Source organism: Paenibacillus solanacearum (assembly GCF_910593845.1).
GTDB lineage: Bacteria > Bacillota > Bacilli > Paenibacillales > NBRC-103111 > Paenibacillus_G > Paenibacillus_G solanacearum.
On the sequence record NZ_CAJVAS010000030.1, the window covers coordinates 25,154 to 42,715 of the forward strand.

At 57.8% G+C, this 17,562-nt stretch carries 10 protein-coding genes; 4 read left to right on the plus strand and 6 right to left on the minus strand.

Translation table 11 applies throughout. The features are described from left to right. The first annotated feature begins 23 nt into the window (after window positions 1–23). Window positions 24–1,619 (plus strand): hypothetical protein, encoded by a 1,596-nt coding sequence (locus tag KXG62_RS24135; protein WP_218094581.1) that lies wholly within the window; start codon window positions 24–26, stop codon window positions 1,617–1,619. Next, window positions 1,616–4,540, plus strand: coding sequence for a DEAD/DEAH box helicase (locus KXG62_RS24140; protein ID WP_246627613.1), 2,925 nt, complete (start codon window positions 1,616–1,618; stop codon window positions 4,538–4,540). The genes KXG62_RS24135 and KXG62_RS24140 overlap by 4 nt, the downstream gene beginning before the upstream one ends. A gap of 112 nt (window positions 4,541–4,652) precedes the next feature. Here the strand turns inward: KXG62_RS24140 and KXG62_RS24145 are convergent, their stop codons facing one another. Continuing rightward, window positions 4,653–5,843, minus strand: a complete 1,191-nt coding sequence (locus KXG62_RS24145) for an EAL domain-containing protein (RefSeq protein WP_218094583.1) — start codon at window positions 5,841–5,843, stop codon at window positions 4,653–4,655. Window positions 5,844–6,096: 253 nt separating this feature from the next. Here KXG62_RS24145 and KXG62_RS24150 point away from each other — a divergent pair, with 253 nt between their 5' ends. Continuing rightward, complete coding sequence (locus KXG62_RS24150; protein WP_218094584.1) at window positions 6,097–8,988, plus strand: ATP-binding protein; 2,892 nt, start codon at window positions 6,097–6,099, stop codon at window positions 8,986–8,988. A gap of 84 nt (window positions 8,989–9,072) precedes the next feature. Here the strand turns inward: KXG62_RS24150 and KXG62_RS24155 are convergent, their stop codons facing one another. Continuing rightward, complete coding sequence (locus KXG62_RS24155) at window positions 9,073–10,041, minus strand: metallophosphoesterase family protein (RefSeq protein WP_218094585.1); 969 nt, start codon at window positions 10,039–10,041, stop codon at window positions 9,073–9,075. A 192-nt stretch (window positions 10,042–10,233) separates the two neighbouring features. Between KXG62_RS24155 and KXG62_RS24160 the strand changes: the two genes are divergently transcribed. Then, the gene (locus KXG62_RS24160) at window positions 10,234–10,947 is read left to right on the plus strand and encodes a class I SAM-dependent methyltransferase (protein WP_218094586.1); all 714 of its coding nucleotides are present in this window, start codon (window positions 10,234–10,236) and stop codon (window positions 10,945–10,947) included. 135 nt (window positions 10,948–11,082) lie between these two features. Here KXG62_RS24160 and KXG62_RS24165 read toward each other — a convergent pair whose 3' ends face one another. From KXG62_RS24165 to KXG62_RS24180, 4 genes are all read right to left on the minus strand, one after another. After that, a complete protein-coding gene (locus tag KXG62_RS24165) occupies window positions 11,083–12,315 on the minus strand; it encodes a diguanylate cyclase domain-containing protein (protein ID WP_218094587.1) in 1,233 nt (410 codons plus the stop codon). 300 nt (window positions 12,316–12,615) lie between these two features. Beyond that, window positions 12,616–13,263 (minus strand): spore cortex-lytic enzyme, encoded by a 648-nt coding sequence (sleB, locus tag KXG62_RS24170; protein ID WP_218094588.1) that lies wholly within the window; start codon window positions 13,261–13,263, stop codon window positions 12,616–12,618. 198 nt (window positions 13,264–13,461) lie between these two features. Next, window positions 13,462–15,684, minus strand: coding sequence for a methyl-accepting chemotaxis protein (locus KXG62_RS24175; protein WP_218094589.1), 2,223 nt, complete (start codon window positions 15,682–15,684; stop codon window positions 13,462–13,464). A gap of 274 nt (window positions 15,685–15,958) precedes the next feature. Next, window positions 15,959–17,545: a UDP-glucose--hexose-1-phosphate uridylyltransferase gene (locus KXG62_RS24180; RefSeq protein ID WP_218094590.1), complete on the minus strand. Its 1,587-nt coding sequence runs from the start codon at window positions 17,543–17,545 to the stop codon at window positions 15,959–15,961. Window positions 17,546–17,562 lie beyond the last annotated feature (17 nt).

Below are 17,562 nucleotides of genomic sequence, written 5' to 3' on the forward strand. Positions count from 1 at the left end.
AGTGCGGAGGACAAAACAAAGCGATGTTGAAGCTGCAGATTCCGAAAAACCGAATGAAAGAACTGATCGGTCATCTGCGCAATGATTTCGAATTGGCGCAGCTGGAACGGGGCTGGGAGTACGTGCACAAAGGCCTCGTGACCGAGGCCGAGTTGAAGCATGGCGTAGAGGTGCACGCACTCGTTCGCGGCGCGAAAGCGTTCGAGGTGATTCTCGATCTGGATCAGTACGGCAAAAGCGAGTGCAGCTGCTCGGAAGGACCGAGCTGCGAGCATATGGCGGCGCTCGTGTTCTGGCTGTACGCTTCTTTCGCAAGGCCGGAACTGCTGCTGCAGCAGCTAAAGCAGGCGATCCGGGTCAAAAGCAGGCAGCAGCGACAATCCGGCGCGAAGGCGGCCGAGAAACGGCAGGACCGTCTGGACCCGCCGACCGCGGAGCAAATGCCGGGGCAGTGGCAGAAGTTTTTCGAGCAGCAGTTTTACGGCTTCTCCCTGTCGCAGCAGCACTCCATCGAGCTGTTCCATTCGGCCGCCAAGGAGAAGCTTACGCCGTACGGGAACGAGTGGGAGCCGGCGCTGCGCACGCTCTACGCGCTGCAAATGCTGCTGTTCATCATGCGGAAAATCGAGCAGTTTTACCAGGAGATGCGCTCGTCGTATTTGTCCTATTATATTGAAACAGGCTGCAAAACGGTCGGGCGGCTATGTCAGGAGGAGCTGCTGCGGCTCGTTCCCGAGCTGGACGTCCGCAAGCTGACCCGGGATTACGCCGCGCAATGGAAAGAAACGCTGGCGATGATCGAAAGCATGGCGCTGTCCGGCAAAGAATCCCCGCTGTCCTGGCCAACCGTATACCGCAGCGTATGGTGGCAAATGCAGGATCAGCCGAAGTGGCTGAAGGCGGAGCACGAACGGGTCAGACGGCTGCTGGAGACGCCGGATTTGATGCCGCGGCGCAGAGACGCGCTGGTCATGGCAGCGGCGCACTTTGCCGTAATCGAGGGCGACGATGAAGAAGCCCGAGCGCAGATGGAGCGGCTGACGAAGCGGGAGGCCAAAGATTTCTTCTTGTACCTGCACCACTGCTACGAGCGCGAAGCCTGGGACCGTATGCTGGCCTGGCTCCGCTGGCTGCTGCCCGTTGTACAGCGGGCGCAGCAGGAAGAGCTGCGGCAGTTTTGCCACTACTGGATGGAAGCGGTGCAGCAGCAGGACGACGACCGCGAATGGATCGAAGTGATGGTGGCGCTGCTGCCGCGGACTTATTCGTTCTATACCTCCTACCTGATGAAGACCAGCCGGTACAGGGCGTGGATCGACTTGCAGCTTGCCAGCCATATTTCGCCTCAAAATTTATATTCCGTCGATCTGCACACGGTCGAGAAGCATGACGCGACGCTGGTGCTGCCGCTGTATCATCAGGCCGTCGAGCGCACGATCGCGGAGAAGAACCGTACCGCTTATGCGGCGGCGGGACGGATGCTCAAGAAGCTGGAATCGCTGTACAAGAAGCTTCAGCGCCAGAAGGCGTGGGATGACTACATTTACCGGCTGGCGACGAAGCATTCGCGGCTTCGCGCGCTGCAGGAGGAGCTGAAGAGAGGAAAGTGGGTGCCATGACGGATACGGTAACGATCCAGGTGAATGTGCGCTGGGCGCCGCAGGGCGGCCTCTTTGTGTGGGGAGCCCGCGGGAACGGCGGCATTTGCGACGCATCCGACTTGCGGGATTGGCTGTTCGCTTGGCATGAGCCGTCGTTTTACGGCACATTCATCGACATCGTCGAATCGCTCAACATCGAAGGGCTGCTGCTGCCGGCGCTCGATGCGCTCGATTACTTGTGCGCCCCGGCGGCCGTACAGCATCAGCGGCTGGACTTCAGCCGCGAGCTGCGGGAGCTGATCGCGCTCGCGCCGCACGTGAAAGAAGCGCTGACGCAGGGCCGCTTCATGCCGGACTTCGCCAAGTGGAAGGCGGGCGAGCTCGGCTGGAAGCTGCAGCTGCCGGAGCATGCGGCCGCTTGGTCGGCTGCGCCGGTCGCGCAGCAGTGGCTCGATACGCTGATCCCGGCGTGGACCCACGCCGACGGCGTCATGCGCCAGAGCCTCGAGCAGCTCGAGCGCTCATTCCCGCTGCTGCAGCGGGGCCGGGACGCCGCCGATCTGTGGATGGACGAGGAAGATTGGCTGGTCTCGATCGGCTGGCAGTCGGACGGCACGCCGTTCCGCACGTGCCTGAAGCTCGAGGAGCCACAGCAGCCGGGCGGCGCTTGGCCCTTGCGCGTCGTGCTGCAGGACCGCGGCGACAAGGAGTCGCTGCACGAGGTGCTGCCCTCCGACGTCGGCGGCTGGTCCGCGGACGGGGCGGACGCCTGGCATGACGGGCCGGCGCCCGGCAGTGAAGCGCTGCCGGACGCGTGGCGCGAGCATCTCGGGCGCGCGGCGCGCGACGCCGAGAAATGGCGGCGCATGCTGCCGTGGCTGGCCGAGGGCGAGACCGGGCTGCGCAACGAGCTGAGCGAGAGCGAGGCGTGGGACCTGCTCGCCAAGGGCAGCCTGCGCCTGATGGAGGCAGGCTACTCCGTATTTCTGCCCGCCTGGTGGGAGCGCATCCGCAAGTGGCGTCCGCGCCTGAAGGCGAAGATCAAGTCGTCCGTAGGCAGCGGGCCGCAGTCCATGTTCGGCCTGAACCAGCTCATGCAGTTCGATTGGAAGATCGCTCTTGGCGACATCGAATTGACCGAGGACGAATTCCGCGACCTGCTGGAGCAAAACCGGAAGCTCGTACAAATTCGCGGCCAATGGGTGCAGCTTGACCCCGTTCACTTGGCGCAGCTGCAGCAGGTCATGAACCAGGTGCAGAAGAAGCAGGGCCTCTCGATGCGCGACGTACTGGAGCTGCACCTGCTCGGCTCCTCGGAGGGCGAGGAGGAACGTGACTTCCACCGCTCGCTGCAAATGGAAGTCGAACTGAACGAACAGCTGCAGCAGCTCGTCGATCAGCTCAATCATGCCCAGCGGCCGCCGATGATGGAGCCGCCCGATTCGTTCCGGGGCACGCTGCGCCCGTATCAGGTAGAGGGCATCTCCTGGCTCATGTTTTTGCGCAACTGCGGCTTTGGCGGCTGTCTCGCCGACGACATGGGTCTTGGGAAAACAATTCAGATGATTACGTATTTGCTGCTGCTGCGCGAACAGCGGCTGCAGGAGACCGGCCGCACCGAGGCCGCTTCAGGCGAAGCGCCCCCCTCCCTGCTCGTCTGCCCGACTTCCGTGCTGGGCAACTGGCAGAAGGAGTTGCAGCGCTTTGCGCCGGATCTGCGCGTCTACCTGCACTACGGCCCTTCGCGGGCCAAAGGAGACCGCTTCGCGGCGGCATGCAGCGGCTACGACCTTGTGCTCACAACCTATACGCTGTCGCATCTGGACGAGAGCGAACTCTCCTCTATCGAGTGGGAAGCGATCTGTCTCGACGAAGCGCAAAATATTAAAAACGCCTACACGAAGCAAGCGGCTTCCATCCGCAAGCTCACCGGACAGCACCGAATCGCGCTGACCGGTACGCCGATCGAAAACCGGCTGACGGAGCTGTGGTCGATCTTCGATTTTCTCAATCCGGGGTATCTCGGCTCGCTGCGGGATTTCTCCCATCGTTATGTCAGCGTGATCGAGCGCACCCAGGATCAGGAGCTGATCGCCAAGGTGCAGCGGCTGATTCGCCCGTTCCTGCTGCGGCGGGTGAAGAAAGACCCGTCCATCCAGCTCGATCTTCCGGACAAGAACGAGTACAAAACATACGTGTCGCTAACCGCCGAGCAAGCGACCTTATACGAAAACTTCATTCGCGACATGTTCGAGCGGCTCGACAAGCTGTCGACGATGGAACGCCGCGGCCTCATCCTGACGGCGCTGACGCGGTTGAAACAAATATGCAACCATCCGTCGCTGCTCGGCAAAGACGCCGTAAACGCGCCATGGCAGCAGCGGTCCAATAAAGTCGAGCGCCTGCTTGAGATGGTGCAGGAGCTGCGCCAGGAAGGCGACAAATGCCTGATCTTTACCCAGTTCGTAGAAACCGGCCGTCTGCTTCAGCGCATATTCGAGGAAGAGCTAGGGGTCACGCCGCCGTTTCTCCACGGCGGCGTGTCGAAGCAGGACCGCGACCGGATGATCGACACCTTCCAGGACGAAGCGGCGGGCGGCGAGGCGCACTCGGGCATTTTCCTGCTGTCGCTCAAAGCGGGCGGCACCGGTCTCAACCTGACGGCGGCGAATCACGTGTTCCACTTCGACCGCTGGTGGAACCCTGCCGTCGAGAACCAGGCGACGGACCGCGCGTTCCGGATCGGCCAGACGCGGCATGTGCAGGTGCACAAGTTCGTAACACTCGGCACGCTGGAGGAGCGGATCGACGAGATGATCGACAAAAAGCTCGGACTGAGCCAGCAAATCGTCGGCACCGGCGAGCAGTGGATTACCGAGCTGTCGACGGAGGACTTGAAGGATCTGTTCGCCTTGCGCAGCGAGTGGGTCGAGGGATAGCCTCACGGGTCGACCTTCGTCATCCGTTGCGGCGTGGCACGGCGGACACTCATACACCCGGGTAGCGGCTTCATCTCGCATTTGGTTGCGGGCGGGGCCGCTCTTTTCCGTGTCAAACGGTCAAATCCAGAAACAAGTAATGCTGCTCCCCGACCTGACAGGCGAACGTCTGCATCGAATGCGCGCTGTCCAGATCGGTGTACACTTGCGATAATATCCCTTGCCCATGCGACTTCATTTGCAGCATGTTCGGGATAAAGTACGGCCTCCATATCCAATTCGCTCCCTGAAAGCTCACATCTTTATCCCACAAGCCATTCTCCCAACGGGTATAGTTGGACGAAACCTGACATCCGTCTTCCCGGCAAATGTACATGCGGACAACATTGTCCGCAATGTTCTCCTTCAATCCCTCGATCAGCAGATCGGCGTCAGCCGCATGATAAATGAGTGCATCCCCCCGCACCAGCTCGTCCAAACGTTTCTTAATCGAGAACAGTTCACGATGACGGGCCAGCTCCTTCTCCGTATATCGCGCGATTTCTTCCATAAGCATGCGCCGGAACGCGCCCGCTTCCTGAAACTCCGCCCGCGCCTCGGAAAACAAAAAGCCCTGCACGTAACGCGCCCCCGCTCTCATCGCGTGATACAAATCCTGCTTCGTTTCCACGCCCTCGACAAGCAGTGATGCCCCCATCTGGGAGGCTAAAATCGAGAACGAATCGAGCACCGCTTTATACCCTTTGTCCACGGCGCTGCGCTTCAGCAGCTTCAAGTCGATCTTCAAAATATGCGGCTTAATGGAAGCGATCCGGTCATAGTTGCTGTAGCCGCTGCCGACGTCGTCGATCGCGATCCGGCAGCCTTGCCTGCGGTATATATCGATGATCGCGGACAGCTGATCCAGCCTCCCCGTGAACTCCTCTTCCGTAATTTCGATGACAATACGCGAAGGATTGAGTCCGTTCTTCTCGATAAGCCGCAGCGTCGGCAGCTCCCCCGTCTCCTTGTATTTGCGGTATATCCATGAAGGCTTCAGGTTGATGAACAGCTGAGCGCCTTCTCCTCTCTCCATCAGCCGGGCCATCGCCATGTCCCGCAGCACGCGGTCGACCGCCAGATGCTCCTCGTCGCTGACGGCCGGGTCATGGAAGAAAGGCCCCAGGCTTTGCACGCTTCCGTCCACGATCCGCCGGCCGAGCGCCTCGTAAGCTACGATTTGCTGCGTTTGCAGCGACAATATCGGCTGAAAATACGGGGTCACTTCCTGTAACAGCCGTTCCAGCCCATCCCCCGTTTGCATCACTGATGCCCCCTCCCTATGAATAATCTTATAGCCCTTCGTTTGTGGAAGGTTTTCTCACATCATTGTTTATTGCTATTGTAAGCGAGCCGCTGCCCGGATGCAACGCTATTTTCAATCGGAATGCAGCGTATGGAAAGGAATTCGGCCGCCATTGTCGAATTATTCACGTTACATCTGCAGTCCGATACTGGCGATTGCAGTCGAAGCATAGACTCGCTATTCATTATAAGAACAGGCAGGTTCCGATCCCATGAACATCTCCCGATCGAAGCTATCGTATATTTATGTCGTCGTGATCATTACGCTGCTTGCGGTCGTCAGCATCTCGAGCTTTATGGCGTCCCGCAACACCGAGCGCGAACTGACCCGCGTCGTGAATGAAGTCATCCCGCTCTCCGCCGTAGCCGAGGATCTGTTATTCGACCTGGTCAACATGGAAACCGCCATTCGCGGATACGAAGTAGCCGGGGACGAGAGCTTCCTCGAACCGTACGAGCTCGGCAAATCGCAGCTGCAGCAGGATCTCGATACGCTGGTGGTTTATCAGCAAAAGTATCCGCGCCTGCGCAGTGTCATGGAGAGCGAAGCCACTCCCCAGATCATGCGGCTGCAGGAGCATTACGCCGGCCAGCTGAGCCTCATTCGCAGCGGGCAGCGGCTTGAGGCGAGCAAGCATATTACAACCGGGAAAAATGAGATGGACCGTTTCCGGCAAATTCATAAGAAAGTGAAGGCGGAAATCGAGGAAATCGCCAGCAGCGCCTACAATTCGGCCCGCGGCGCCGAACGGACGGCCCGCACCATTATTGCGCTGGGCGGCGTAACGGCCGTCGTCCTCGCGCTGTTCAGCGTCGTCCTATTCAACCGCGCCTATCGGGCGGAAGCCGCGGTACGCCGCAGCGAAGAGACATACCGCACGATGGCGGAGAGCCTTGAAGCGCAGAACGAGGAAATCATCGCACAGCAGGAGGAGCAGGAGCGGACGCTGGAGATGCTGTCGCAGCGGGAGCAGGAGCTGGAGACGATCAACAGCTATCAGGAGAAGCTGACCGGAGCGACCGATCTGAGCGTGTTCCTGGGCAGCTCGGTGCCGGCGCTGCTGCATTCGCTCAAGCTGGACGCCGCCATGCTCGTCATGCGCAAAGATGCGGAGCCGGATGTGCCGGCATACGAAATCATGTACAGCACGGGCTATCCTTCCCCGTTATCCGAAGCCCGGCAGTTCGAGCTGTTCGGCCCCGCGCAGCGCGTCTTTACCGAAAAGCAGCCGATCGAGAGCATGCGGGAGGCAACGGGAGCCGAGCGCGGGTTTCATCTGGGCGTCGCCTATGCGGTAGACCGGTATTACCCTTTATTCGACGACCAGGGAGATACCTTGGGGTTCCTGCTGTTAACCGGCTATCTGGCATCCACCCAGGAGCAGACCAGCCGCCTTTCCCGCGGATTGATCAAGCAGTTCGGACTCGCCTTCCTGGCGCAGCAAACGAATGAAGAGCGCAAACGGCAGGCTGCGCATTTGGAGCTGCTGAACGCGCAGCTGCTTCAGGAGAAGGCACTGATCGAAGAGCAGCATAACTTGATCGGCAATATTTTGGAATCGACCCATGAAGGCATGATGATGACAGATAAAGAAGGAAAGCTGCTGATCGCCAACCATCGGATCGAGCTGAACCACCGAATCGGCGACTCGATCCACGATATATTTTCGGATGCGTTCGGCACGAGTCCGTCGCTGTCTGCCCTGTATTCGTCGATTCGCAAGCTGCTGCAGGGCAAGACGAACCGTTTGAATGAACGGTTCCAGACCGTGAACGGCGACAGCAGCATACCGAATCACCTGGAATTGTACGCAACGCCGGTCGGCGACAAGCGGAATCAAGAAATTCAAGGATATTTGTTTGTATTGCGGGACCGCACCGAGGAAGAAAAGATCGACGAAATGAAGAACGAGTTCATCAGCATCGTCTCCCATGAGCTGCGCACGCCGCTGGCGAGCGTGCTCGGCTTTATCGAAATATTGCTGCATCGGGAGCTGACGCCGGAGAAACGTACCAAATATATGCAGACGATCTATAACGAGGCCATGCGTCTGTCGACGCTCATCAACGATTTTCTCGATTTGCAGCGGATGGAATCCGGGAAGCAGGCGTACCACTTCGCCCCGATCGAGCTGGGCGAACTTATCCGCGAGGTCGCAGAGCAATGGCAGGGCAAGCAAGAGCACCGGATCGAGCTGCGGCTGCCTGAACAGGATACGCTGGTTCGTGCGGATGCGGACCGGTTGAAGCAGGTCGTCCACAATTTGCTCAGCAACGCGATCAAATATTCGCCGCAAGCCGATCGGGTCATTCTGTCGCTCCGTCAAGAGGGCGACACCGTTCGTTTTACCGTACAGGACTTCGGCTTGGGCATACCAGATGACGCCAAGGATAAAATGTTCTCCAAGTTTTACCGGGTGGACAATTCCGACCGCAGGCAGATCGGCGGCACCGGCCTCGGTCTGTCGATTGTCCGGGAGATCGTCGAAGCGCATCACGGTTCGATCACATTCGAATCGCAAATGGGCGAAGGGACGACCTTCACCGTACTGCTCGCCTGTCACCGAATGAACAGTGCCGCAGGCAGCGTCTTGATCGTCGAAGACGACGACAACCTCGCCGGTCTTATCCAAGAAGCGATCGAGAAGCTGAAGCTCCCGGTCCTTCATGTACGTTCTGCGGAAGAAGGCTTGCTCGCGCTGGACCAGGGCGGCGACCATGGACCGAAGCTGTGTATCGTAGACATTTTGCTGGAAGGCTCGAAGAGCGGATGGGACTTTATCTCGGAGCTGTACCGTCATCCGAAGTTTCACGGCACCCCGGTCATTGTGTCCAGCGTGCTCGAGCCGCCGCATCATTACCGCGAGCGAAACATGGAAAAATATTTGCGCAAGCCGTTCTCCATGGAGAAACTGCTGGAGGCGGCCCATCAGCTGCTGTTCGAGACCGATCAGCACCCGGCCTATATTTTCCCGCCGCTGGACGAGAATTTCATTCGGGAATCGCTTGCCGAAAAAGGGATTGAAATCAAAGACATCCGGCGGAAATCGGATCATATCGAGATTGAACCGGTGCAAATGCGGGGAGAAGCGGAAGAGGCGTAAGAAAGCGCCGCTCCCGCTTTTCTTTTGTCCGGACATGGCTGCTCCCGCTCGGGCCTGGCCACAAGGAGATGAGGAGGTATCGTCTTAGTCGAACGGCAGCGCATACGCCTGCAGCCACCGCCCGTCATGGAACGCTCTTCCCTTGATCAGTACACGATCGGGGTAAGCTTCCACGACAACGCCTTCGCTTCTCCCTTGTTCCGGCGGGTACGGCTCATCCGTGCCTTGGCGGGGGTCTCCGACGGAAGAGCAGTTGACCATCGCGAACTTGTCGCGCACGACGGTTTGCGGCAGCGACCATTCGAAGTGAGTATGCCCAGTGAACAATATGACCCGCGGATAGGCGGACAACCGCGCGCGAAGTTCCTCCGCCTGCACGACGCCTTTGCCGTTGCCCGGCACATCGCTGCCCGATACGGTCCCCGGCAGCGGCTGATGGAGGAAGACGAAGATCGGCTTGCCGCTCTTGTCCGCCTCTTCAAGCTGCTCCGACAGCCATTGCAGCTGCTCCTTCGACAGGAAGGCGTCTTCCTTATTCGCCGGATCGGTCTGCCGGTACTGTTCCGTTCCAAGGAATAGAAACGTGTAGCCTTTGAGGACTCGCTTGTAATACACTTTCGCTTCGCCGCTCTGCCGCAAGAAGCGGGAAACGGACTGCCGCTCCGACTCTCCGTTCGGGAACGTCTCCATCGCCGGGCGGCGGAACCGGTCGTGCCATGCTTTGTAAAATTCGTGGTTGCCAATCGTATAATACATCTCTGCAGGATGCGGATGGCGGTCCAGTATCCGGTTCAGCATCTGGTAGTCATCCGGATCGCCGTTGCCCAAATCGCCGTTCAGCACCAGCGCTTCCGTTTGCGGGGCCGCTTTTCGCACATCATCCAGCGCTGCGCCGAATTTGCGAATGGACCGCTTGTCCCAGCTTTGCACGTGAATATCGCTCAGGACAGCGAACGTCAGCACCGATGTCTCCGCGCGAACCGTTCGGGCAGGTATCGCAAAGATGACGGAAGCCAGCATGAGGCCGACTGCCGCTTTCATGATATTTCCCATGCAGTTTCCTCCTTTGCCGGCGGTTACGCTTACTTTGCCCGAAATGATGGGAATTATCGCTCGACGGGACCGCCTGCTTCGCTTTCGTTAAAGCACTGGCGCCCGCAGGCAAAGAAATGATATGGTATGGTAGAACTGTTCTGGATACATTTTCCACAAATGCTGTAATCCAAAATAAATGGAGGTGCCGGAGTGAAAGACAAAGTGCTTGAGGCATATTCGAGGCTTGCCAAAGATTATGAGTATCACGTGGACACGGAGAGCGCCTTTAACGCCCATTATGAACGGCCGGCGATGATGAAGCTGCTGCCGGATGATATGAGCGGATTGGCGATTCTGGATGCGGGGTGCGCAGCCGGCTGGTATACGGAGCAGTTCGTAAACCGCGGCGCTGCCGTATCGGCAATCGACTTGAGCCCCGAGATGGCGGAAGCGGCCAAACGCAGAGTCGGCGGCAAGGCACATATACAGGCGCATGATCTGTGCGAGCCGCTTCCGTTTGAGGACGAGGCATTTCATCATATCGTCAGCTCGTTAACCCTGCACTATATCGAAGAGTGGACCCCCGTGTTCCGAGAGTTCCACCGTGTGCTGAAGCCCGGCGGGCAGCTGCTCTTCTCCGTCCATCACCCGTTCATGGACTTCACGCTCTTCGAACGGCCGGATTACTACGTCCGGGAAGTACTGATCGACCAGTGGGATAAAAAAGAGGCCGGGCGCGTAGAGGTGACGTTCTACCGCAGGCCGCTGCAGCAGGTAATTAATGCTACGACGGAGCCATTCACGCTTGAACGTATCGTGGAGCCGCAGCCGGTGGCCGCTTGGCCCGAATCGTCCCCCGCGCCGCGCTGGTATGAACGCTTAATGAAGCAGCCGCATTTCCTGATCGTCCAGGCCCGCAAATAAGGCCGGTGCGAGCAGCCGCAGCCATGTTTTTACAACAGGAGTTCGCCGGCAGTTGAAAGAACGCAACCAGCGACAGTCATGGACTCGAACCTACCGTCCTGCGACTGTCGCTATTCATTGCTGCCGTATTCATCCTTATTCCTCATGCTGCGTTTGTTTAGCAAGATACATCGCCTTGTCGGCATGTCTTATGAGCGCCTCAACCGCGTCCCCCTGCTCAGGCGCCATGGAGACACCTACAGCTGCGGTAATGCGCAGCGTATTTCCTGCACACACCACCGGTTCGGAGATCGTCTCCTGGATCCGCGTCACCAGAGAGTCCACGTCATTTCTGCTTTTAATATTCATTTGAATTACCGTGAACTCGTCTCCACCCCAACGCGCCACCCATCCCTTCTCTCCCACGGCGTGCGTCAGTCTTTTGGCAACCTCGATCAGAAGAAGATCCCCTACGTCATGCCCGTACGTATCGTTGACGTATTTGAACTCATTCAAATCGAGTACCATCATGCCGTGAAGTGCCTCAGGAGATTCCTTTAAAAGCAGTCCGACCTGACTGTTAAACCACCGCCGGTTCGGCAGATCCGTTAAGCTGTCATGATTGGCCAGGTGCGCTATGGTCTGCTCCGCTTCCTTGCGGTCTGTAATGTCGCGGCCGACGCCGACGGTTTGGATGATCTCGCCGGATGAGTTGCGGATATATTCGACGGTCGTCTCGAACCAGCGATACCCGCCATGCTTATGACGAACACGGCCGGTAAAACGCACCGTATCTTGACCGACCCACACTGAACTGCGAAGCTGCTCTAATCGTTTATTGTCGTCAGGGTGGTTGAATCCGAATGCAGGCTGCCCGATCACCTCTTCCGCCGTAAACCCCAGCAAGGCCTCTACAGAGGGGGAAATGTAATTAAATACGCCATTCGGCGAAATCGATGAAATGATGTTCTGCGACTTCTCGGAAATGAACGTAAACATTTCTTGAATATCCGATAATTCGCTGCGTTGTTCGCGCTGTGGCGTGACATCCTCGAAAGTGATGAACCTTCCGATCTCTTTCCCGTCGCTTACCATCGGGATACTTGACCATCTCACATACACCAAGTACCCGCGCTTATGACGTATGGCCAATTCGGACCGGGCATGACCGCGCCCCGCCGTGTTGTGGCTATTTACACCCGGACAATTCAAGAATAGATCCAGCGACGACTGCAACAGCTCTTCACGCGTGTAACCCAGCATCTTCAATGCCGAAGCATTGACATTCACCAGATGACCGTCCGCATCGACTAGGCATATGCCGTCCGGATGATGTTCAAAAAAATATGCAAACGCTTCAGGCTGGTCAAATACATGTTTTTGCAGCATTAGGAATGGGTCCACCTTTAGTTAGGACAGTATAGATGTTCCTTCATCGATCTGAAGCTTGTAAAGGTGCAAATGTTATTATATCTCCCATTATAGCTTTTCTGTTTACCTTACAAAAGCTGAGGGAAATATTTCCATATAGAGATTCCATATGCAAAAACCATCAAAGAGGAGCCGCCTAAGCGGCAGCTCCATACGATTGGATCCGGTCAATGAAAAAGCAAACGATACGTTCCCTGCGCACGACAACAGAAAAAAACCAGTACCTGATGGCACTGGCCTGAATCCTAGCGACGACCATTATTTGGCGAATATATGCTTGCCGATCTGCACCGTCTGCGGACGGGACCAGATCCAGGCGCTGGTCGCCGTGTCCGGGTTAAAATAATACAGCGCATTTCCCGTCGGGTCCCAGCCGCGAACCGCATCAAAGGCGGCCAAATAAGCGGTGCGATTCGGCGTCAGCCAATATTGGCCGTCATCAACGGCCGTGAAGGCGCCAGGCTGAAAAATGACATCCTTGATCGTATTCGGGAACAGCGACGATTGAATCCGGTTCATCACGACCGCACCTACGGCGACTTGTCCCGTATAAGATTCCCCGCGAGCTTCGCTATAGATGACGCGAGCCATCATATCCATTTCCGTCTTGCTCAGCGTATATTTTTTGAGCACGGCCCATGTCCGCTCGCCGACAATGCCATCCGCCGTCAACCCGTAGTTGTTCTGAAAACGGCGCACCGCGGCCGCGGTGTTCGGCCCATATGCTCCATCGAGCGGCTGCTCGTAATAACCCATAACTTTCAACCGGTACTGCACATCCCATACATCGCCGTTTGCACTGCCCTGCCGGAGTGTAGTCGCGGCGGCGCCGGCATGTTCGGGAGGCGCAGCAAATGAAAAGAGCAGCGCGAACGCGCATAAGAGCGCGATGGTCCATTTTTTCATAGATAATCGACTCCTTTCGTCCATTCGATTGTACCGGGTTACCGAATTGCCGAACAACCCGCAGTTATTGGCAAGTTTGTGGAAAAAAATAACGCAGGCCCGTGAACCCGGGGCCTGCGCTTCATTCGCACTATGCGAATCTGTTATTCAGTTGCGTCGAATTTGCCGTTCATCCGCATATCATTGAACCGTATTCTCCTACCTGCGGCGCGCCTCAGTCAACCGGAATTGATTGACCCGCTGCTGCAGAAATCCGGTGATCGCTTCCACGTGGTTCGACGTATGCCGTACGCCGCCGATATCGCTCAACAGCTCCTGTACATGTTGCTCGACTTCGGTAGAAACTTTCCGGTTATCCATGCTGACGGCGGCAATTTTCTCCATCAGCTCCACAACCTCTTCGACGATTTGCGTCTTCAGCGAATCATCGCCGCTCGCCCCGCTCAGCAGCTCGGAAGCAGCCGCCACCAGCTGCGTTCCTTCCTCGACGACCTGCGTCCCTTCCTCCATGGAGGCGAACGCGTTCTGCGCGTTCCGGACGATCAGTTGAACCGTCCCGTGGATTTCTTCCGTCGATTTGCGGGTCATATCGGCCAGCTTGCGGATTTCGCCGGCCACTACGGCGAAGCCCCGGCCGTGCTCGCCGACGCGCGCCGCTTCGATGGAAGCGTTGAGCGCCAGCAAATTCGTCTGCGCCGATATTTCGTCAATTACCTGCAGCACGCTGCGAATTTGCTGCGTCGTCTCCATAAACGTCATGATCGTCTGATTCGTCTCGGCCACCTTATACGAGATTTGCGACATTTTCTCGCCGATCCGCTCGACCTCGCTATGGGCGACTGAGATTTGCCGCTTCGCCTTCTCCTCCAATACACGCAGCGTACCCTGCATATCGCCGACAACGTCCTTAGCGATGTCGATATCCTTGAGCTGGCTGCGGATGCTGCCGATCATCGAATGAATCCGGTCGCTCACCCGTTCGGTGGAGCCGGCCGTCGTGTCCGCCGACTGGTTCAGGACCTGCTGGCTGAGCAGCACCTCCCCCGCCGCCTGCTTCACTTGAAGCATGATGCCTTCGAGCGAATCGATCATGTTATTGATCCATTTGGCCAGCTCCCGGGTCTCGTCCGCAGCGAAATCATCCGGCTTGAGCCGCTGGGTCAAATCGCCCTTGCCTTCTGCGTTGATCCGAATAAACCGGTTGATCCGCTGCAGACGGCTCACGACCGGCGCAACACCCTTCTTGTGCAGTACGGCCGAGATGCCGAAGCCCCCGAGCAGCTGGAACGCTCCGAGCAGCAGCGCAATCCACAGCGGCGATACGCCCGCGGAAACGACCCCAAAGGCAAGCGCGGCCGTCAGCGCGCCAAACGCGAGCAGCAGCGGCAACTGGACCCGAAACAGCTTCCAGCCTATGCTGCGAATCCGGTACACTTCCTCCAGATCGCCTTCGCACATCATTCCCCATACGTCCGGGCAGTGCGGCAGCTGGAACGTAACACCCTTGCCGATGACCGGGATGTGCCGGTAATCCGAGTACCCGGGGAATGCGACGAACAGATTGCTGCCGTTCCTGATCGTGTTCGCGACGCCGGGATGCAGCTCACCGGTCGCCGGGTCGGTGAACATGAGCTCAAGCTCCGTATGCTCCTTGACGGTGACGACGCCCCAATCCGTCGTGACGCCGTCCTTCAAATTTTCGCCGTGCGTGAACGTGCGGTCCTCGAACCGGCTTCGGGAAAGCGCCGTACCGGGAACAATATGCCGCTGCAGCCCCGGCCGCGCCATGAATATATAGTTGTCGCCCGAATCGGGGTACACATGCCCCGACTCCCGCTGAATGAGGTCGCCCAGCACGTCGTTCGGCACCCTGCCGCACAGCGCCCCGTTCCATTTCCCCTCTTCGATGATCGGAACGATGAAGAGCAGCGTCATCTTGTCGTGAAACGAAGAACTGCGGGGTCCGATCTTCAGCGTCATCGGATCGGGATATGGGCCGAACAGACACTTGCCGCCGGCGCTATCGCCCTTGGAATGCTGCAATCCGGGATAGATCGGACTGGTCTCATCATGCAGAGCGTTCAAATGCCCGCCGTATGTACTGAAAACGACCGTTCCATCGCCATTTAACAAAAAAAGCTCCGTAAAATCGTTGGCGCGGCCCATCGCTTTGGCAAACAGCCGATCCCACAGCGAAGAATCCGGCGTATCCCACAGCCCGCTGCCGGTTCGTGCGGAATGCAGCTGATCGAGCAGCCGATCCAAGTGGCCCCAATATTCGTTGGTCCAGTCCTGGAGCAATTCCATGCGCGTATGGGCGATGCCTTCGAATATAAGCTCCACATCTTCCTGGGAGCCTCGATTTAACCGAAACGACCACCAGAGGGGCAACCCTTTTTTGAATCCCAGCCAATCAAACATCCTATCTCCGCCCCTTTATCTCTGTGTTATTACCGTGTAACGTATTATAACACGATTTATAGTTCATTTGGTACATTCTTTTTGCTTAAAAACACGATTTCATGCCCATTCTTGCTAAAAAAATAAAAGTTAGCTGATTCGAACGGACTATGTCAGATAGATATCCATTTGGGGTTAGGTAAACTCGCCCTCCTCCTTCGTCCGCCGCTGCAAAACGAACACAAAAAAATCGTCCGCCAGCAGGCGGACGACGATCCGGTCAAACGTTGGTTACTTATGATTGAAACCCGAGCTGTGCCAAAAACGCGCGAAACCCGTCCCGGCCCCGTTCGGTGCATTTGTAGACGCCCGCATCGCGCAGCACGTCCGCGAACTTGCGGCCCACCTCGGTCCGCAGCGCTTCCGCCGCTTCTTCCGTGGACAGCGCCGTGCCATACCGGCCGATCAGCTCTTGCAGCCAGGCCGCATGCTTATGCAGCGGATGCTCCGGCTGCTCCGTGATGCACTCATCAAGCGACGAGGAACCGGTGAGCAGCTCCGCCGCTTGTTCCAGTTCGTCCTTGAGCCGGCCCGGCAGTACAGCCAGACCCATCACTTCGATCAGGCCGATGTTCTCCTTCTTGATATGATGCAGCTCGCGGTGCGGATGGAAGATGCCGTCCGGGTGCTCCTCGCTCGTTCGGTTGTTGCGCAGCACCAGATCGAGCTCGAACTCGCCGGCCGCGTTGCTGCGGGCGATCGGCGTAATCGTATTGTGCGGCGTCGGTGCGCCGCCCCCTGTTTCCGTGAAGGCGAGCACGTCATGCGCCGGGTCGCTGTACTGCTTCCACGCGTCCAATATGACGCCCGCCAGCTTCAGCAGCGATTCGCGGTGATGGCTGGAAATGCGGATGACCGACAGCGGCCAACGGACGATTCCAAGCTTGACGCCCGCATAATCCGGATGGCTGAAGCTTGCTTCCACCGGCGCCTTCTCCATCGGGAAGGTGTGGCGGCCGCCCTGAAAATGGTCGTGATTCAAGATCGAGCCGCCGACGATCGGCAAATCGGCGTTGGAGCCGATGAAATAATGCGGAATTTGTTCGACGAAGTCGAGCAGGCGCGCAAACGTCTGCTTCGACGTCTTCATCGGGCGATGCTCCCGGTCGAAGATGATGCTGTGCTCGTTGTAATACACATAAGGTGAATATTGCAAATACCACGGCTCTCCGGTCAATTCCAGCGGTATGACGCGCAGGTTTTGCCTGGCCGGATGGTTGACCCGTCCCGCATACCCGACATTATCGATGCACAGCAGGCATTTCGGATAATGACTCTGCGGCGCATTTTTGAGCAGGGCAATCTCGCGCGGATCTTTCTCCGGCTTGGAGAGATTGACCGTAATTTCAAGATCTCCGAATTCGGTCGGCGCAAGCCAATACATATTCGTGCGAATCCGGTCCATTCGGATGTAGTTGGAATCAATGCACAGTTGATAGAACGCATCCGTCGCCTGACGAATTCCGTCGCGGCGCGCGGCGGCCCAGAACCGGTGCACGACCTCCGACGGCCGCGGCATCAAGTACCCCATCATCCGCGCGTCAAGCAAGTCGCGCAGCGTCGTGTTGTTGTCCTCCAGCACGCCGATTTCCGCGGCGTAGTCAAGCAGCGGCTCCAGCAGTTGATCCGGACTCTCCGTCTCGACATCGCGGATTTCGCCCTCATACGGCTCGCCGATTCGTAGAAGATCGAGCAAGCTGTTGCGAGCCGCATACGCATCAAGCGATTCCAGCAGCTTATGGCGCAGCCCGAACTGCAGCAGACGTTCGATCCCGTAGGCGGCTTGCTGCTGGCGCGATGCAGCTATCTTCGTATCGTTCATCGCCTTTTCCCTCCCAG

Excerpts from the sequence above, each read along its gene's own strand:
- KXG62_RS24135 (WP_218094581.1), top strand. The coding sequence starts at position 24 with ATGTTGAAGCTGCAGATTCCGAAAAACCGAATGAAAGAACTGATCGGT.
- KXG62_RS24140 (WP_246627613.1), top strand. The coding sequence starts at position 1,616 with ATGACGGATACGGTAACGATCCAGGTGAATGTGCGCTGGGCGCCGCAG.
- KXG62_RS24145 (WP_218094583.1), bottom strand. The coding sequence starts at position 5,843 with ATGCAAACGGGGGATGGGCTGGAACGGCTGTTACAGGAAGTGACCCCG.
- KXG62_RS24150 (WP_218094584.1), top strand. The coding sequence starts at position 6,097 with ATGAACATCTCCCGATCGAAGCTATCGTATATTTATGTCGTCGTGATC.
- KXG62_RS24155 (WP_218094585.1), bottom strand. The coding sequence starts at position 10,041 with ATGGGAAATATCATGAAAGCGGCAGTCGGCCTCATGCTGGCTTCCGTC.
- KXG62_RS24165 (WP_218094587.1), bottom strand. The coding sequence starts at position 12,315 with ATGCTGCAAAAACATGTATTTGACCAGCCTGAAGCGTTTGCATATTTT.
- sleB (WP_218094588.1), bottom strand. The coding sequence starts at position 13,263 with ATGAAAAAATGGACCATCGCGCTCTTATGCGCGTTCGCGCTGCTCTTT.
- KXG62_RS24175 (WP_218094589.1), bottom strand. The coding sequence starts at position 15,684 with ATGTTTGATTGGCTGGGATTCAAAAAAGGGTTGCCCCTCTGGTGGTCG.
- KXG62_RS24180 (WP_218094590.1), bottom strand. The coding sequence starts at position 17,545 with ATGAACGATACGAAGATAGCTGCATCGCGCCAGCAGCAAGCCGCCTAC.